At 58.2% G+C, this 18,025-nt stretch carries 5 protein-coding genes and 1 pseudogene; 1 reads left to right on the plus strand and 5 read right to left on the minus strand.

What is annotated here, in order from left to right; genetic code table 11:
• Window positions 1-27: 27 nt before the first annotated feature.
• Both QQZ17_RS06910 and hipB read right to left on the minus strand, forming a co-directional pair.
• Window positions 28-732 carry an IS6-like element IS26 family transposase gene (locus QQZ17_RS06910; protein WP_001067855.1) on the minus strand — a complete coding sequence of 235 codons (705 nt, stop codon included), beginning with the start codon at window positions 730-732 and terminating at the stop codon, window positions 28-30.
• A 66-nt stretch (window positions 733-798) separates the two neighbouring features.
• A pseudogene (gene hipB, locus QQZ17_RS06915) lies at window positions 799-960 on the minus strand (type II toxin-antitoxin system antitoxin HipB); the annotation flags it as partial.
• Window positions 961-1,171: 211 nt separating this feature from the next.
• On the opposite strand from hipB, the gene QQZ17_RS06920 reads away from it, so the two are divergent.
• Complete coding sequence (locus QQZ17_RS06920; protein WP_284554119.1) at window positions 1,172-1,783, plus strand: DJ-1/PfpI family protein; 612 nt, start codon at window positions 1,172-1,174, stop codon at window positions 1,781-1,783.
• A gap of 82 nt (window positions 1,784-1,865) precedes the next feature.
• Here the strand turns inward: QQZ17_RS06920 and QQZ17_RS06925 are convergent, their stop codons facing one another.
• From QQZ17_RS06925 to QQZ17_RS06935, 3 genes are read right to left on the minus strand one after another with little or no spacing between them, the layout of a single operon-like run.
• The gene (locus QQZ17_RS06925; protein ID WP_284554120.1) at window positions 1,866-3,041 is read right to left on the minus strand and encodes an HlyD family type I secretion periplasmic adaptor subunit; all 1,176 of its coding nucleotides are present in this window, start codon (window positions 3,039-3,041) and stop codon (window positions 1,866-1,868) included.
• A complete protein-coding gene (locus tag QQZ17_RS06930; protein ID WP_284554121.1) occupies window positions 3,038-5,224 on the minus strand; it encodes a type I secretion system permease/ATPase in 2,187 nt (728 codons plus the stop codon). Before QQZ17_RS06930 ends, QQZ17_RS06925 begins: the two co-directional genes overlap by 4 nt.
• Before the next feature lie 2 nt (window positions 5,225-5,226).
• A complete protein-coding gene (locus QQZ17_RS06935; protein WP_284554122.1) occupies window positions 5,227-17,910 on the minus strand; it encodes an Ig-like domain-containing protein in 12,684 nt (4,227 codons plus the stop codon).
• Window positions 17,911-18,025 lie beyond the last annotated feature (115 nt).

The following is an 18,025-nucleotide window of genomic DNA, read 5'->3' on the forward strand; positions in this document are numbered from 1 at the left end:
GGCAGCCTTTTGTCTTATTCAAAGGCCTTACATTTCAAAAACTCTGCTTACCAGGCGCATTTCGCCCAGGGGATCACCATAATAAAATGCTGAGGCCTGGCCTTTGCGTAGTGCACGCATCACCTCAATACCTTTGATGGTGGCGTAAGCCGTCTTCATGGATTTAAATCCCAGCGTGGCGCCGATTATCCGTTTCAGTTTGCCATGATCGCATTCAATCACGTTGTTCCGGTACTTAATCTGTCGGTGTTCAACGTCAGACGGGCACCGGCCTTCGCGTTTGAGCAGAGCAAGCGCGCGACCATAGGCGGGCGCTTTATCCGTGTTGATGAATCGCGGGATCTGCCACTTCTTCACGTTGTTGAGGATTTTACCCAGAAACCGGTATGCAGCTTTGCTGTTACGACGGGAGGAGAGATAAAAATCGACAGTGCGGCCCCGGCTGTCGACGGCCCGGTACAGATACGCCCAGCGGCCATTGACCTTCACGTAGGTTTCATCCATGTGCCACGGGCAAAGATCGGAAGGGTTACGCCAGTACCAGCGCAGCCGTTTTTCCATTTCAGGCGCATAACGCTGAACCCAGCGGTAAATCGTGGAGTGATCGACATTCACTCCGCGTTCAGCCAGCATCTCCTGCAGCTCACGGTAACTGATGCCGTATTTGCAGTACCAGCGTACGGCCCACAGAATGATGTCACGCTGAAAATGCCGGCCTTTGAATGGGTTCATGTGCAGCTCCATCAGCAAAAGGGGATGATAAGTTTATCACCACCGACTATTTGCAACAGTGCCCATCAATGTGGTGTTGTCAGGGTTATTTTCGAAATTGGAAATGGTTGCCTGCTTTATGCCGATTTTTTTCGCCAGCTCGCTCTGCGTCCAGCCATTTTGCTGACGAACCAGTTTCATTGCATTCGCTAATTGCGTTGGGCTGTAGATCATCGGTAAGCTCTTCATGTCATTCGTCCACAGGAAAATTATCCGCGAAAGGGGATATTAAGAGTTTTATCCCTTCTCGAGGATAAAGTCAATCTGTAAACTCATTTTATCCGCTATACGGGATAAGTGAAGAGATATCCGCGATCGCGGATAAAAGGAAAATATTAATGAGCGTGTGTCACAGGCAACGACTCCCGCGATAATATTGCGTAATGACACAGGAGGACATATGAACTCAGAGAGTACATCGAGTGAAGTGCTGTTTCTGCTTATTCCAGAATATGCAGACTGGGAGTTCGCCTTACTGGCGCCTGGATTGCGTCGGGGATTCGGAATCTGGGCCCCACAGTACGACGTTAAGGTTGTGGCGCCTGATGAAGGGCCAGTGATGTCGCTGGGAGGCTTTCGCTGCCTGCCGGATTACACGTTTGATTCCATGCCGGCAGATTACGCCGCGCTGATCCTGGTCGGAGGCACGAACTGGTGGGGGGAAGAGGCAAAGCGCGTCGTCCCCATCGTGCAACAGGCGCTGGCAAGGAAAAAAGTAGTAGGCGCGATTTGCGATGCGTCAGCCTTTATGGGGGCCAACGGCTTTCTTAATGACGTCAGTCATACCTCCAATGGGCTGGCCTATCTCAAGGAGCGAGCCGGTTCAGCCTACACCGGGGCGGCGAGATATCAGGCTGTACCTTCGGTTCGCGACGGCAATCTGATTACCGCCAGCGGGTGTGGGTTTCTCAGTTTTACCTGCAACGTACTGGCCGCACTGAACGTCACCGATGAAGCAAATATTGAGGGGATCAGAGAGGCGTTTACCTCGGGTATTTTCCCCGAAATTTGACACTTTTCCCCTCTTAACCAGGCATTATGTCTGAAAATGCTCCGTGTTCATCACCCACACGGAGCATCGCCTTCCCGGAATATTAACGCTCGCGTAGCGCTTCTCTGGCCTTATTAAACGGCTTCAGAAGATAGTCGAGCACACTTTTCTTTCCGGTTTTGACATCCACGGTGGCGACCATTCCCGGAAAGATGGGAAACTGTTTTTTATCTTTATTTTCAAGATGATTACTGGTCGTCCTGATATACACACGGTAGTAATACACATCGCGACGGACCTCATCCTGGAGGGTATCCGGTGAGATCACCGCCACTTTTCCGTTCATGCCGCCATAAATGGAATAATCGTAAGCGGTTATTTTGACAAGTGCTTCTTGTCCCGGATGAATAAAGGCCACATCACGCGGAGAGATTTTTGTTTCAATCAGCAGTTGCTCATCCAGTGGGACAAGGGTCATCAGTTTGCCGCCGGGCGGGATCACCCCACCAACCGTGGTCACATCAATCTCTTTTACGATCCCTCTGACCGGTGCCACAAAGTCCAGTCGGCTCAACGAGTCCTCTCGTCCGCGGATCACCGCACGTTGCGCATCCGCATCGGCATTCGCTTTCGCCAGTTCTTCGCGAGCCCGGACATAATACTGCGTCCGAATATCAGTGACTTTGTTAGCCAGTTCGTTCAGTTGACGCTGCAGGCGCAGAACTTCAACGCTGCTGGCTGCCCCCTGCCTGACTAACGGGCGCGTCATGTTGAGTTCCCGGGTGACCAGTTGGATCCCCTCCTCCAGTCCGCTGACAGACTGACGTAATCCTTCCCGGCGCGTGTTGTATAGCGCGGTTTCAGAGGCGGTCAGTTCTGGCAAGTGGCTGAGCTCGCCAGGAAACGTCAGCGGCTTATCGCTGACTTCTGCACTCAGTCGCGCAGAGGTCGCCAGGGCAGAATATAACCGCGACAATGCCTCCTGAACATCCGATTCGGATTTGGTCCTGTTCAGTTGCGCCAGCGGTTGCCCCTGCTCAACGATATCGCCCACTTTCACATTCAGATGAGAGAGGATCCCCCCTTCCAGCGACTGGATCGTTTGCTCGTGTCCGGACGGTTCAACCGTGCCGGTCCCGGTCGTCACTTCATCAAGTTCAAAAAAATATGCCCAGCCCAGAAAACAGAGCAGCATCAGTGCGGTGAGTCGTACGACCAGGGTGGATCGCGGTAGACGCGGCTCGCTGAGTCCGGGGTTGTGTTGAATTTGCCGGCTCATGCTGCGGTCCCCTTATCTGAGCGAACAGGATTATCCTGCAACATAATCCGTCTGACTGAGGGCGTCGGAGGCGCGCCGGCATGTTCACGCAGGATGGCCTCTTTCGGCCCATCCATAACAACACGTCCTTGATCCATCACGATTATCCTGTCGACCAGCTGTAACATTGCCGTTCGGTGCGTCGCGATGATCAGCGTGCGGCGTGTCGTCCACTGTTTCAACTGATCGATCAGGAATTCTTCCGTCATTTCATCCAGCGAGGCGCTGGGTTCATCCAGCAGGACGATATTGGGTTGCGTAAGCAGCAAGCGCGCCAATAACAGGGTCTGGCGTTGTCCACCGGAGAGACCAAAGCCCCCTTCCTGAATCTGATAGTTGAGCCCGTTTTTCTGTTTCTGCACAAACGGCATGGCACCACTCATCGTGAGTGCGCGTTCAATCTCTTCATCTGACGCCTCGGGCATTCCCATCGTGATGTTCTCCCTGACGGAGCCGAAAAACAGACGTGCGGTCTGGCTGAGTAATCCCATATCGCGACGCAAATCAGCGGGATCCAGTTGGCTGATACTGATGTTATCAAGCAGGACTTGCCCCTGTTGGGCAATATGCATCCCGGCCATCATTTGCAACAGTGTGGATTTTCCCGCCCCGTTTCGCCCGAGGATGGCGACTTTTTCGCCCGCGCGGATAGTAAGAGCGTTGATGGTGACATCAGCAATTTTCTCTTCCTCATCGTACCAGAAGACCGCATTGTTAAACTGATAGTGACCGTGTAACGCCGCTTTGTGGACCCGTTTGCTGTGTTCTGGCTGATCGACAGGACGCTTCATCAACTCATCCAGTCCTTTACGGGCCACTTTTGCCTGTTGCCAGCGCGAGAGTACGCCAGAGATTTGTGACAGCGGCGCAATCGTCCGGGAGGCAAGAATGGTCGTCCCTACCAGTGCGCCGGTGGTCATATCGCCGTTCATCACCATGAAGCAACCAACCAGCAGTACCACCACATAAACGATCGATTGCACCTCCTGCGTCCAGGTGAGCAACAGGCCGGTCAGAAAACGCTGCTTCATACTGATTGTGGCAGCGACGTCATTGGTATGGTTCCACTGGTTCTGAAAGCGTTGCTCAGCGCGCAGCAGTTTGATGTCTTCGAAGGATTCAACGACTTCGACCAGCGTGGCGTTGCGCACGGCAGATTCACGCATCCCCTCATTGGATAGCTGCGCCAGCGGTCGCTGTATCAACAGTCCCGGTATCAGGAGTAACGGTATTGCCAGCAAGACGACGAGAACAAGCCAGCCGCCAATCAGCCACAAAATCAGCACAAACAGGAAGAAAAAGGGTAAGTCAGCCACCGCACTGATGGTCGTAGAGGTGATTAACTCCCTGACCGACTCCAGCTCTCTGATTTGCGAGATAAAAGAACCGGTAGATTTGGAACGGGCGCTGTTTTTCAGGCGCATGGCATGACCGAAGACCCGATCGGAAATCCGTAGATCCGCCCGCTTACCAATCACATCTGACAAGTGCGTGCGGACCATCCGCATCGTAAATTCAAACAGAATGGCCAGCATCACCCCACCAAACAGCACCCATAGCGTGGAATAAGACTGCGCAGGCACGACGCGATCATAAACCTGCATGGAAAAGAGCATTCCGGCTAAGGCCAGTACGTTTGCCACCAGTGACGCCAGCATAATATCGCCATAGCGCCGCCAGTCCTTCAGGGCGATATTCCAGAACCAACTGGCCTGGTAAGGCTGAATATAATCGTCCACCCTCGCATCAGGCACCGCGCTTAACGGGCGTAATAACGCAAGTTCCGCGATTCGCCCGTCAATCGTCTCCACGTCCAGCGTCGTTTCCAGCCGGTCATCGCCGCTAAATTGCACACTGATATTGCCCTGAGCGTCCCGACGGGTAATGACGCCGAGTTCTCCATCGTCAAACACGGCGACAAGCGGCAGACGCCAGGGGGTCAGCGAGTCGGATGAGAAAGGCATCAGGCGCAGCCCCATCCCTAACTGGCGGGCCATATCCGTCAGGAGTTCCTCGCGCTGACTGTCTCGTTCCCAGTTAACCGTTGTGCGGACATTCTCTCGCGAGAAATCCAGACGGTAATGCCGGGCGACGGTGATCATCGCGTCAAGCCATGCTTCAACAGAAGGGACTGAGTTCTTCATCGCTACACCACCATCAACTGATGATTCGCCAGCAAGGTGGCAAGATCGGTATGTACGCCTGTCAGCGTCACCACATTCGTGGGAGTAAAGGTTCCCCCCGTACCATCACGATCAATTTGAATCACCGTGTCGCTACCGCTCTGGTTCACTTTGACAAAGTCCGTGATATTTCCGGCCTGCGAGTCCAGAGTCGCCACTCCGTTGACATAGCTGGCCTTCCCGTTACCGGTATAGCCACTGCCTTGTAACAGTTCACGGATATCAATGCGGTCGGTGTCACTGGTTCCTTCCCATGTCCCTACCGTGAAACCATTCACCGTATCGGAACCATTTCCCCCGGTGGCATCACTGGCGGTGAGCAGTTTATACAGCAACGTATCATGGCCCCCGTTGCCAATATTAAAGGTGTCGTTGCCGCCCCGCCCCTCAAACTGGTTATCACCGCTGCTGCCGGTGATCACATCGCTGAAGTTCGATCCGGTGATCCCCTCAATGTTGGTAAATGTGGAGGTGTTAAATCCTGTACTTTGCGCAGTAGAAACGCTCAGATTGGCCGTGATAGCCACCGTAGATAAGCGGAAATCAACCACATCCATCCCGCCGGTTGCGCTCCATACGCCTGTGCCAGAGGTATATGTCCAGCCGCCGGCCCCATCGTAAGTATCGGTGCCTGCCGTCGCAAAGAAGGTATCGTTATAGCCTGTCCCCACGAATTTCCCGTTGTGCACCGAACTCCCGACTTCCGCACTGAGGTCATAGGCGTGAGTGGCGTCGGTCGCTTTCAGTCCCCCCCAACTGGTATTGACGCTCTGGTCGATATTCGAACTGACGTTGCTTACCGTATTCACCAGCACGGCATGGTAGGTTTCACTGGCCGACAACCCGTAGAAGCTCACCAGTGCTGACGTGTCATTCACGCCCATCCCGGACTGCGGGTTAATAATTTGCGTGCCGACCAGAATGCCAGATGAGTTATACAGTTGCACAGTATTGCCATAGTAGGCGTTAATCCCATTGCCATCTTCAATTCGCAGATGCAGGGAGGTCCCGTAACTGACGGTATTGGTGTTGCGGATCAGGAAAACGCTGCCAGACTGTTTGGTGACCAGCACGTCAACCGCGCCGTCCCAGTCGTAATCCATTGCCGCCACACCGCTGGTTGTCCCGGTCATGCTGGCGCCCAGTACGGACTGCGTCCAGTTGCTGCTGTTGCCCACGTTTGTAAAGAGATAAGACTGTCCAGTCTGGGCAATGCGCGCAATGTCCATCATGCCATCCATGTTCCAGTCCACCGCCAGGCTGTACTGACCGGCGTAAGTGGTGCCTGTCGCCCCCACCGCAATGGCATTACCGAGCCCCCCACTGCCGTTGTTGAGAAACAGCGAGCCGGAGGTGGTCCGCGTCTGCGTTGCCGGCAGGAACAAGTCCATAAATCCGTCGCCATTGAAATCCGCCCACGTCATGGAAACGCCCAGGGTGGCCGCACCACTTCCCGCCCCACCGTTGAACACGTTCGTTGTGTTCTGGCCCCAGACAAAGGTCCCATTCCCCTGATTAATCAGGGTCGACAGGGTGTAATAGTTATTGAGGTTGTAGGTATGCTGCGCCAGATCGATTTTTCCGTCGTTGTTCAGATCCACACCGGAACCTTCACTGAGGGAATAGTAGGCCCCTACCAGACCGCCGGTTGTGGCGGTTCCGCCAGTATTACCGGTGGTGGAGGCGCTCGTCAGGGTACCGGCGTTATTCCAGACAAAGGTATTAGAATCCGGCCCCCCGGCGTCTCCCATCCAGAAGTCGAGGTAGCCATCGCCCTCACGGTCAAAAGCGACAATGGATCCATACCACACCAGCGTTCCCACCAGGACCTGATAAGCGCTTGAGAACGTACCGTCACCGTTATTCGTGAATCCGTTCACGTACCCCGAGCCGTAATCATCACGCATGATGAAGAGATCGGCCGTTCCGTTACGGTCAAAATCCGCCATCGAACTGGTGGCGTAGTTATTCCCTGACGCATACAGGGTCAGTGCCGTTTTCGACCACGTCAGCGGATCGGTGGACTGCATCATCTGTTGGTTCGCCAGCACCGTCCACATCCCGTGACTGTCCAGACCATATGTCAGACCATAGGCAGTGGTTTTATTTGTGGTGGTCCATGCCGGGGTATAGTCCACCGCGGCATTCACCGTGAGCAGACCACTTCCGACGTTGGCGTTATTGCCGTTCCCGGCCGAACTTTTCACCTGCGCCGTTACGTTGTATGCCGTTGACGAAGCAGCCAGCAGGTCGGTATCCGGCACCTGGACATACCAGGTGTTATGCAGAGGATCAACCACCACCGCGCCGCCGGATTGCGAGGTGTACGTTTTGCCGTTTACCGTCACTTCAACATACTGCCCGCTGGTCAGTGCGCCGGTGATCACCCCGCTCAGGATCGGCGTAGTGTCGCGTGTTGTCTGCGCAGTCACTTGCGCCAGGGTCGTCGGCAGCGAGGTGTCTACCGCCAGCAGATAATCGGATGACGAGGTGACATTACCGGCCAGATCAATGACGCGTGCGCTGTAGGTATACGATCCGCTGAGCAGCCCACTGTCGGCATAGGTCCAGTTCAGCGCACCGACCATCGTTACCGCACCCAGCAAAATGCCATTGCGGTACAAATAAACCGTCTCTCCACTGGCGAGCGGTCCCGACAGCACGCCATTCAGAACCGGTGCGGTATCATCAGTGGCTAAGCTGTTGCTCAGCGTGCCCTGACGCTGCCCGACATCGTCGGTATAGGAAACAATGGTTGGCGCGGCGCTTGGGCTGATGGTATCAATAACAACCGTTTTTGATACCACCGGGCCCGTATTTCCCGCGGCGTCAAGCACCCGAACCTGATAAACGTAACTGCCATCGGTTAATGTACGTCCATCGGTATAGCTCCACTGACTGCCGGAGGTGACCAGCGTCGTCCAGGTCGCGCCATTATTGACGCTGACCTGCGCGATTTCACCACTTGCCAGGCCACTTCCCAGCGAACCATTAATCGTCAGCGAAGTATCACTGGTAATGAAATCGGTGGCAGAACTGCCTGAATCGGTACTGATGCTGTCGATGGTCAGCACCTGTGCCGGTCTGACGGTATCAATCAGCACCGTCTGACTACCGGTCGCGCCCACGTTTCCGGCGAGATCCACCACCCGAACCTGCCATGTCCAGTTGCCATCGCTCAGCGTTCGCCCATCAATATATGTCCAGTCCAGACCGTTGGCGGCGACGGTGACATTACCCCAGGTTACGCCGTTATCGGTGCTGATTTGGGCAAATTCGTTGCTGGCCAGCGCACTGCCCAGCACGCCGCGCAAGGTCAACGAGGTATCACTGGTGATGAAATCAGTGTTACTGACACCGGTATCATCGCTGATACCCGTTACTGAGATACTCTTCGCAGCTTCCGGGTTTATCGTGTCGATCACCACATTCTGCGATCCTGACTGTCCCACATTCCCGGCCAGATCCACCACCCTGACCATATAGGTGTACGTCCCGTCGGTCAGCGTACGCCCATCGGCATAATTCCAGGTGGTCCCGGTGACCGTCAGGGTCTGCCAGGTCACACCGTTATCGAGACTGATCTGCGCCCGCTCATCGGCGGCCAGTACGGCTCCCAGCGTACCGTGTACCGTCAGGGTGGTATCCCGGGTCACAAAATCACTGCTGCTGAGCCCCGTATCATCGCTGATAGAGGTGATGGCGATGGTTTTACTTGCCAGCGGGCTGGTGGTATCGACGGTCACGAGCTGATTTGCCGTCGCCCCGATATTCCCGGCCACATCCACGACCCGCACCATGTAGTTATAGTTGCCGTCCGCCAGAGTCCGGTTGTCGATCCAGGTCCAGTTCAGCCCACTCACGGATACGTTCTGCCAGGTGGTCCCGCCATCGATACTGATTTGCGCAAACTCGCCCGTTGCCAGCGCGGCGCCCAGTCTGCCATTCAGCACCAGAGTGGTATCACTGGTGATAAAGTCATTGCTCTGCAACCCCGTATCGGTGGTGATCGCATCAATCGTGAGCGTTTTAACCGCCGCGTCCGGCGCGGTAGTATCGATGACCACATTCTGGCTGTCCGTTGCCCCCACGTTACCCGCGGTATCAATCACCCGAACCTGATAAACATAGCTACCGTCGGTAAGCGCGCGACTGTCGTTATAGCGCCACGACGTACCTGTAACGGTAAGATCGCTCCAGGTGACGCCACCATCGATACTGATCTGTGCTTTTTCCGTTGCGGTCAGAATTGCCGTAAGCGAACCGTTCACCACCACAGGCGTCGTGCTGGTAATAAAATCCGTGCTACTCAGACCGGTGTCGCTTTGCAAAGAATCAATGTTGATGCCCATCGTCGGGGCGTTGAGATCGACGGTGATAGTGTGGTTGCTACTGCTCGTGTTACCAATCAGATTGCTGACCTGGGCGTTAATAACATACGCCCCACCGTCTGCCAGCGCCGCCACATCGGCACTGCCAATCGTGTAACTCCAGGCGCCATTACTCTGTACGGTTGTCGTCCAGGTATTGCCATTAAGCGTAATCGTCACGGTCTGACCCGCCGGGGCGGTTGTCGTACCACCGATCACCAGAGGTGTAGAGTGTTCCGCAGCACTGACAATGTCATCCGTCGCGAAGGTATTAATCACAATCGCCGGGGCATCGCCATTTAGCGTGACGGTATGACTGCTGTTTCCCGGGTTACCCGCCTTATCGGTAACGGTCGCGGTAATGTTATAGCTGCCATCAGCCAGCCCCGAGAACTGTTGTCCGGGGATCACAATGGACCAGGTACCGCCAGTACCGACCGTCGCCGTCCAGCTCTGTCCGTTAAACGTCACCGTGACCGTCTGGCCCTGCTCGGCGGTGGTGGTTCCGCTGATCGTCTGCCCTGCCTGTTGCTCCGTGTTATTGATAATGTCATCACCCGCCACCGTGTTGATCGTCACGACAGGCGCAACGGTATCGACGGTCATTCCGTGTGTACTCTGACCCGGATTACCCGCACGGTCATTAACGCTGGCTGTGATGGTCTGCGTGCCCTGTCCCAGAGAAGACAGATCGCTTGCCGGGACGTTCACAAGCCAGGTGCCGTTCGCCGAGACGGTAGCCGTGTAGGATTTCCCGCCCAGCGTGACGGTGACGGTCTGTCCGACTTCCGCACTGGTTGCACCGCTAATCGACAATGGCTGCTGCTGTTCCACGGCATTCAGCAGATCGTCGCCTGCCACCGTGTTGATACTGATGACCGGCGCGGTCAGATCGACGCCAATCGTACGGGATGTCGTGGCGCTGTTACCTGCGCTGTCCTGAGCCGAAACGGTGATCGCATAGTTTTGCCCATCGCTGAGCGCAGCCACATCTGCCGCCGGAACGGTGGTGCTCCAGGTGCCATTGCTGAGAATGGTCGCGGTGTAGCCTTTACCGTTGAGTAAAAGGGTGACCAGCGTCCCCGCTGCAAAATAGCTGCCTGTTCCACTAATGGTTAACGTGCTGCTGGCTTCCGCCGCATTGATCACGTTATCGGTACTGACCGGGTTCACCGCCAGCGACACCACCGCCGTATTCACCTGCACGTTATGTGTCTGGGTGCTGCTGTTCCCCGCGCTGTCGGTAATGGTGGCAGTGAGCGTAACCGTTCCATCCTGCAGCGCGGAAATCACGCTCGCCGGCACGCCAATACTCCAGTTGCCGTTGGCGTCGGTCGTGGTGGTGTACTGCTGAGAACCTACCGTCACCACCAGTCTGTCACCGGCCGTCGCCCCGGTTGCCGTACCGCTGATGATCTGGGCCTGCATGTGCTCGGTACTGTTAATCACATCATCACCGGCCACCACGTTGAAACTCACTACCGGAGCCGTCGCATCCAGCGCGATCGCTTTACTGGCGTTTGCCGAATTACCGGCCTTATCGCTGACCGTGGCTTGCAGGGTATAACCACTGTCCGCCATTGCGGTCAGAACGCTGGCGGGAACCGTCAGGCTCCAGCTTCCATCCGTCTGAACGGTTGCCGTATACGTCTGATTATTCAGGGTGACCGTTACCGTCTGCCCGGCTTGCGCCGTACTGATGCCGGAGATCGCCACCCCTGCGGCTGCCTCGCTGGCATTGATGATATTGTCTGTCGCCACGGTGTTGATGGTGATCGTGGGCGCGGTGGCGTCCACGCTGTAGCCGTGGGAGGCCGAGGTCGTGTTGCCGTTCAGGTTGCTGACGCTGGCCTGTACCGTGGCGTCGCCGTCACGCAGGGCGGCCATGTCACCCGCCGGAACGGTCACGCTCCAGCTGCCGCCGCTCTGCACCGTGGTGGTGTAACTTTTTCCGCCGAAGGTCACCGTCACCGTCTGGCCGGTTTCCACGTTCGCGGTGCTGCCGGACAGCACCAGGGCCGCGCCCTTCTCGGCGGCGTTGATCACGTCATCGGCGGTGACCGGACTGATGCCGATCGCCAGCGGCGTCAGATCCACCGTCACGTCATGGCTGACGCTCACCGGGTTCCCGGCGCTGCTGTTGCCTGACACCGCGACGGTCACCGTCCCGGCCGGCCAGGCGCTCACGTCGCCCGCCGGTACCCCCACGCTCCAGCTGCCGTCTGCCCGCACGCTCGCCGCGTAAGCCACGCCGTTGACGGTCACCGTCAGGGCCGCCCCGGAGGACAGACCGCTGCTGCTGCCGCTGATCACCAGCGCCTGGCCGTGTTCGATACTGTTGACCACGTCATCTCCGGCGACGGTGTCCACCCGCAGCCCCGGCAGGCTGGCATCGATGCCGATCTCCCGCGTGCCGCTGCCGGTGTTGCCCTGCCCGTTGGTGACCGAGACAGCCACCGTCAGCGGGCCGTTGCCAAGCGCCGTCAGGTCAGCCGACGGGACGATCACGCGCCAGCTCAGATCCGCCTGCACCGTGGTGATGTAGGTCTTTCCGCCAAGGGTGACAGTCACCGTGTCACCGTCTGCGGCCCCGGTCACCCGTCCGCCGATCGTCTGCCCGGTGGCCACCTCCCCGGCGTTGATCACATCGTCACCGGCCACCACGCTGATGGTGACGCCCGGCAGGGCGCTGTCGACCTGCACGCTGTGGCTGGCAGAGCCGCTGTTGCCCTGGCTGTCGGTGGCCTGCGCGGTCACCGTATAGGTTGCCTGCCCCAGTGCCCCGACGGCAGAAGCCGGGACCGTCACGCTCCAGTTGCCGGCGGCGTCGGTGGTTCCCTGATAACTCTGCCCGTTAAGGGTGACGCTGACCCGCGAGCCCGACGGCAGGTCGCTGGTCCCGGAGATCTGCAGACTGGCCCCTTTCTCGCCGGCGTTGATGATGTCATCCCCGGCAATGGTGTTGATGCCGAGCACTGGCGCGGTCAGATCGACACTGACCGTACGGGTGGCGGTGTCGCTGTTACCCGCCCGGTCCGTCAGCGTCACCGAGATCGTCTGACTGCCGCCGCCCAGCGCGCTGACGTCCGCCGCCGGTACGCCGACGCTCCAGTTGCCCGATGAATCCAGCGTGGTGGTGTAAGGCTTCCCGTTCAGGGTCACCGTCACCACATCCCCGGCGGCGGCTCCCGTGACGCTGCCGCTGATCACCAGCGCCTGGCCGTGTTCGGTCATGTTGATCACATCATCACCCGCCACGGTGCTGATGGTGATAACCGGCACCGTGGTGTCCACTGCCAGCGAATGGGCGGCACTGGCCGGATTCCCGGCCTTGTCGCTGACCGTGGCCGTCACGCTGTAGCTGCTGCCCGTCAGGGCGCTCAGGTCGGCGGGCGGCACGCTGACGCTCCAGCTGCCGTCGCTCCCGACCGTTGTTGTATACGTCTGATTATTCAGGGTGACGGTCACCGTCTGACCGGCTTCCGCCGTACTGCTGCCGCTGAGGATCAGCGCGCTGCCGGCCTCACCGGCATTGAGAATATCGTCTCCCGCCACGGTGCTGATGGTGATCGTGGGCGCAGTGGCGTCCACGCTGTAACCGTGGGAGGCCGAGGCCGTGTTACCGTTCAGGTTGCTGACGCTGGCCTGTACCGTGGCGTCGCCGTCACGCAGGGCGGCCATGTCACCCGCCGGAACGGTCACGCTCCAGCCGCCGCCGCTCTGTACCGTGGTGGTGTAACTTTTCCCGCCGAAGGTCACCGTCACCGTCTGGCCGGTTTCCACGTTCGCGGTGCTGCCGGACAGCACCAGGGCCGCGCCCTTCTCGGCGGCGTTGATCACGTCATCGGCGGTGACCGGACTGATGCCGATCGCCAGCGGCGTCAGATCCACCGTCACGTCATGGCTGACGCTCACCGGGTTCCCGGCGCTGCTGTTGCCTGACACCGCGACGGTCACCGTCCCGGCCGGCCAGGCGCTCACGTCGCCCGCCGGTACCCCCACGCTCCAGCTGCCGTCTGCCCGCACGCTCGCCGCGTAAGCCACGCCGTTGACGGTCACCGTCAGGGCCGCCCCGGAGGACAGACCGCTGCTGCTGCCGCTGATCACCAGCGCCTGGCCGTGTTCGATACTGTTGACCACGTCATCTCCGGCGACGGTGTCCACCCGCAGCCCCGGCAGGCTGGCATCGATGCCGATCTCCCGCGTGCCGCTGCCGGTGTTGCCCTGCCCGTTGGTGACCGAGACAGCCACCGTCAGCGGGCCGTTGCCAAGCGCCGTCAGGTCAGCCGACGGGACGATCACGCGCCAGCTCAGATCCGCCTGCACCGTGGTGATGTAGGTCTTTCCGCCAAGGGTGACAGTCACCGTGTCACCGTCTGCGGCCCCGGTCACCCGTCCGCCGATCGTCTGCCCGGTGGCCACCTCCCCGGCGTTGATCACATCGTCACCGGCCACCACGCTGATGGTGACGCCCGGCAGGGCGCTGTCGACCTGCACGCTGTGGCTGGCAGAGCCGCTGTTGCCCTGGCTGTCGGTGGCCTGCGCGGTCACCGTATAGGTTGCCTGCCCCAGCGCCCCGACGGCGGAAGCCGGGACCGTCACGCTCCAGTTACCGGCGGCGTCGGTGGTTCCCTGATAGCTCTGTCCGTTGAGGGTGACGCTGACCCGCGTGCCCGACGGCAGGTCACTGGTCCCGGAAATCAGCAGACTGGCCCCCTTCTCGCCGGCGTTGATGATGTCATCCCCGGCAATGGTGTTGATGCCGAGCACCGGCGTTGTGGTATTGACCACCACATTCAGCGCGTTACTGCCTTCGTTACCCGCCCGATCGGTGACAGAGACGGTGACGGGATAAGTCCCATCGAGAAGTGCGCTGACAACCGAGGCAGGCAGCCCCAGACTCCAGTTGCCCGAGCCATCTACCACCGTGGTGTAGGTCACGCTGTTCAGGGTGATAGTCACCACATCTCCGGCGGCAGCCCCCGTCGCCGTGCCGCTCAGGATCTGCGCCTGCAGGTGTTCTGAACCGTTGATGATGTTATCCCCGGCGACGGGATTAATGGTCACCACTGGGGAAGTGGCATCCACCAGGGTGGTCCGCGATGTACTCCCGCTATTCCCTGCCACATCGCTGACGCGAGCCGTCACGGTGGTATTGCCGTCGCTCAGCGCCCCGACATCGGGTGCGGGGATCGTCGTATTCCAGGTTCCGTCAGACTGAACCGTCGCGGTGTAATTTTTTCCGTTCAGTGTGATGGTCACCACCTGACCCGGTTGGGTATCCGACATCCCGGTGATCTGCAAGGCTTGCCCGGCCTCAGTCGCATTAATGATGTTATCGCTGGTCAGGGGATCGATGCTTATTGTGGGGGCCTGCGAATCCACCGTCACGCTGCGGGTGGTATCGGCTGAATTGCCACTCACACTGGTGACCGTTGCGCTAATGTCTACGGCGCCATCCGGTAAAGTGGACAGCATGTTCGCGGGGATGCTCAGACTCCATGAGCCATCACTCTGGACCTGAGTGGTGAAGGTCTGCCCGGCGATTTTCACCACCACGGTCTGACCGGCTTCGACCGCCTGAGTCTGACCATTAAGGGTCAGATCCGCACTTTTTTCTGCCGCATTGATGATGTCATCACCGGAAATGGTATTGATGGTGATCGCCACTGAACGTAAATCAAGCTCAACGTTATGGCTCGCCGAAACAGGATTGCTTGCGGAATCAACTGCGCTGGCGGTGACCACCACCGTCCCTGGGGTCCAGCTCTGAAGATCGGCTGCAGGCACACCTATCTGCCAGCTACCGTTGCTTGTCGTCGCCGTGGTGTAGTCGACGCCGTTGATTGTCACCGTAATGACGGTACCCGCAGCCAGATGACTGCTACTGCCGGTAATGGTCAAATCCTGTTGCTGTTCCACCGCGTTGATGACGTCATCACCGGAAATGGTATTGATGCGCAGTCCCGGGAGCGTGGCGTTAATGGTGATGTCTCGCTCGCCACTACCGGTGTTGCCGTGGCTGTTGGTCACCGATGCGGTGAATGTCAGCGGTCCGTCACCCAACGCCTGTAGATCGGCGGCCGGGACGGTGAGGCTCCAGGTCAGATTACTGCCGACCGTGGCGCTGTAAGTATTGCCCGCGATCGTGACAGTCACGGTATCGCCCTGTGCCGCGCCCACGACCCGACCACTCAGCATCTGCCCCGCCAGTGCTTCCGCGTTGTTGACCACGTTGTCACCCGCGAAGGTATTGATAATGACCTGTGGCAGCACAGTATCGACCAGCAGACTGCCTTGCGCCGTCCCGGTATTGCCCGCAATGTCAGAACCACTGGCCGTCACGGTATAGGTGGTATTGGCAAGCCCCAGAACATCGGTCACCGGCACCTGAACAGACCAGGTGTTGCCGGTAACTTGCGCAGTATACGTAATGCTGTTCAGCACAATTGTCACCGTGCTGCCATCCGGCAAACTGCTGGTGCCACTCAGCGTCAGCGGTTGCTGGGCCTCCTGCGCATTCAGGATGTTATCCTGACTGATGGGATCGATCGCCAGTTGTGGCGCAACGCCACTCAGGGTGATCGTATGTGTTGCTGTGCCGGTATTCCCTGCCGCATCTGTAACGGATACGGTAATCACGCGAGCCCCCAACCCAAGTGTTCCGGTGACAGAGGGATCCAGCGCGACATTCCAGGTTCCGTTTGCCAGCACGACCCCTGTCAGGGTGTGGCTGCCGAGAGTCACAGTGACAATATCGCCTGCCGATGCCCCGTCAGCCCGCCCGGAAATCACATGTGCAACCGTCTGCTCGCTCAGATTCAGTACATCATCACCGGCAACGGTATTGACGGTGATGACAGGGGTTTGCGTATCTACGCTAAACCCGGCGGTTGTGCTGGTCTTGTTTCCCGCTTTATCACTGACGCTTGCCGTCAGGGTATACGCCCCATCGGCCAGCGCCTGAACCTCGCCCGCACTCAGGCTCAGTTGCCACGTCCCGTCATTCCCGACCGTTGCGGTATGGGAGTGACCATTGACCACCAGAGTAACCACCTGTCCCGCCCCGGCATCGGTATTACCGCCAATCACCAGAGGAAGCGCATGTTCCGCAGTGTTGACAATATTGTCCTGTGCAATCGTATTCACCGTGAGTACTGGCGCAACAGTATCCACATTCAGGGTCTGTGAGCCTGTCACTGTATTCCCGGCAGCATCCTTACCGGAGACCGTCACTGTCTGGTTCCCCTGGCCCAGCGCGGTGGTATCGGTCGTCGGAACGTTAACCTGCCACGTACCGCCGGCCTGCACTTCAGTGCTGTAGGTTTTACCATTCAGCGTGACGATAAGTGGGGTGCCTTGCGCCAGGCTCTGACTTTGCCCGGCCAGGGTGAAGCCTGACGCCTGTTCACTGGCATTGATAATGTTATCTGTGGCGGTGGTTGCCAGCGTGACCGACGCCTGTGCGCTCTGTATCGACAGCGTAATCGACCCTGCCGATGTGACGTCGCTCCCGACGATCTGCACAACCGACCAGGTATGTTGCCCCGCCGTCTGTTCAGGAAGGTCTACGGTCCAGGTCCCGTTGCTTCCCACCATGGTACTGGCTATCGTATTCCCGTTGCTGTCCTTAATCTGGATGGTCGCCCCGGCCTGTCCGGTGCCCGTAAATGTCGGCGTGGTATCATCGGTGGTCTCATTGGCAGCCAGGATACCCTGCTTATCCCCCTGTTTATCAATGGCCAGGAAGGATGGGGTTGCCGTTCCGGGTTCGCCAGGATTATTGACCACTTCGGTATGCGACCCGCCGCCGCCATTTCCTCCGGCTAACAGCGCCCCCAGCGCACCGCCTCCGGCTACGGCACCGGCTATCCAGCCCCAGGGGATGTCGCTTGCCTCATGGACCGTACTAAGAAAGGGGGTGATGCTGTCGACGGAAGATGTCTGGGCGACCAGGTCCACTGGCGCCATTCCCGCCACGTCTCCCGTTGGTGAAAACGTAACATGGGTCAGTCCCTGTCCGTCCTCTAACACCAGTTCCGATTGCTGATGCGTATCGGGTGCCTCCACAAAATAGCCATTACAGCGGATCACCGTTCCATCTTTCATATAAATCAGCAGGTCATTTCCCTGGCGGACATAACGCGCGACCGATGATACGGCGGCATGAACCTGCACGACAGATGGCTCATAAACGACAACCGTAACAGGGTGACTTTCAGTACTGTAATCTGGAGAGGTCGTTGCGATAAGGTGCCCGGTCTTATCATTCGACACCGATGCACCCGACATCTTGTCGCGTGGATAAAGTATTGAACACGTTATTTCTTGCAGGAAAGATTATATAGATGAATTTATTGCCAGAAATTCATCGCGCGCCGTCGGTACAACA

This window comes from Citrobacter sp. T1.2D-1 (assembly GCF_950098555.1).
GTDB lineage: Bacteria > Pseudomonadota > Gammaproteobacteria > Enterobacterales > Enterobacteriaceae > Citrobacter_A > Citrobacter_A telavivensis.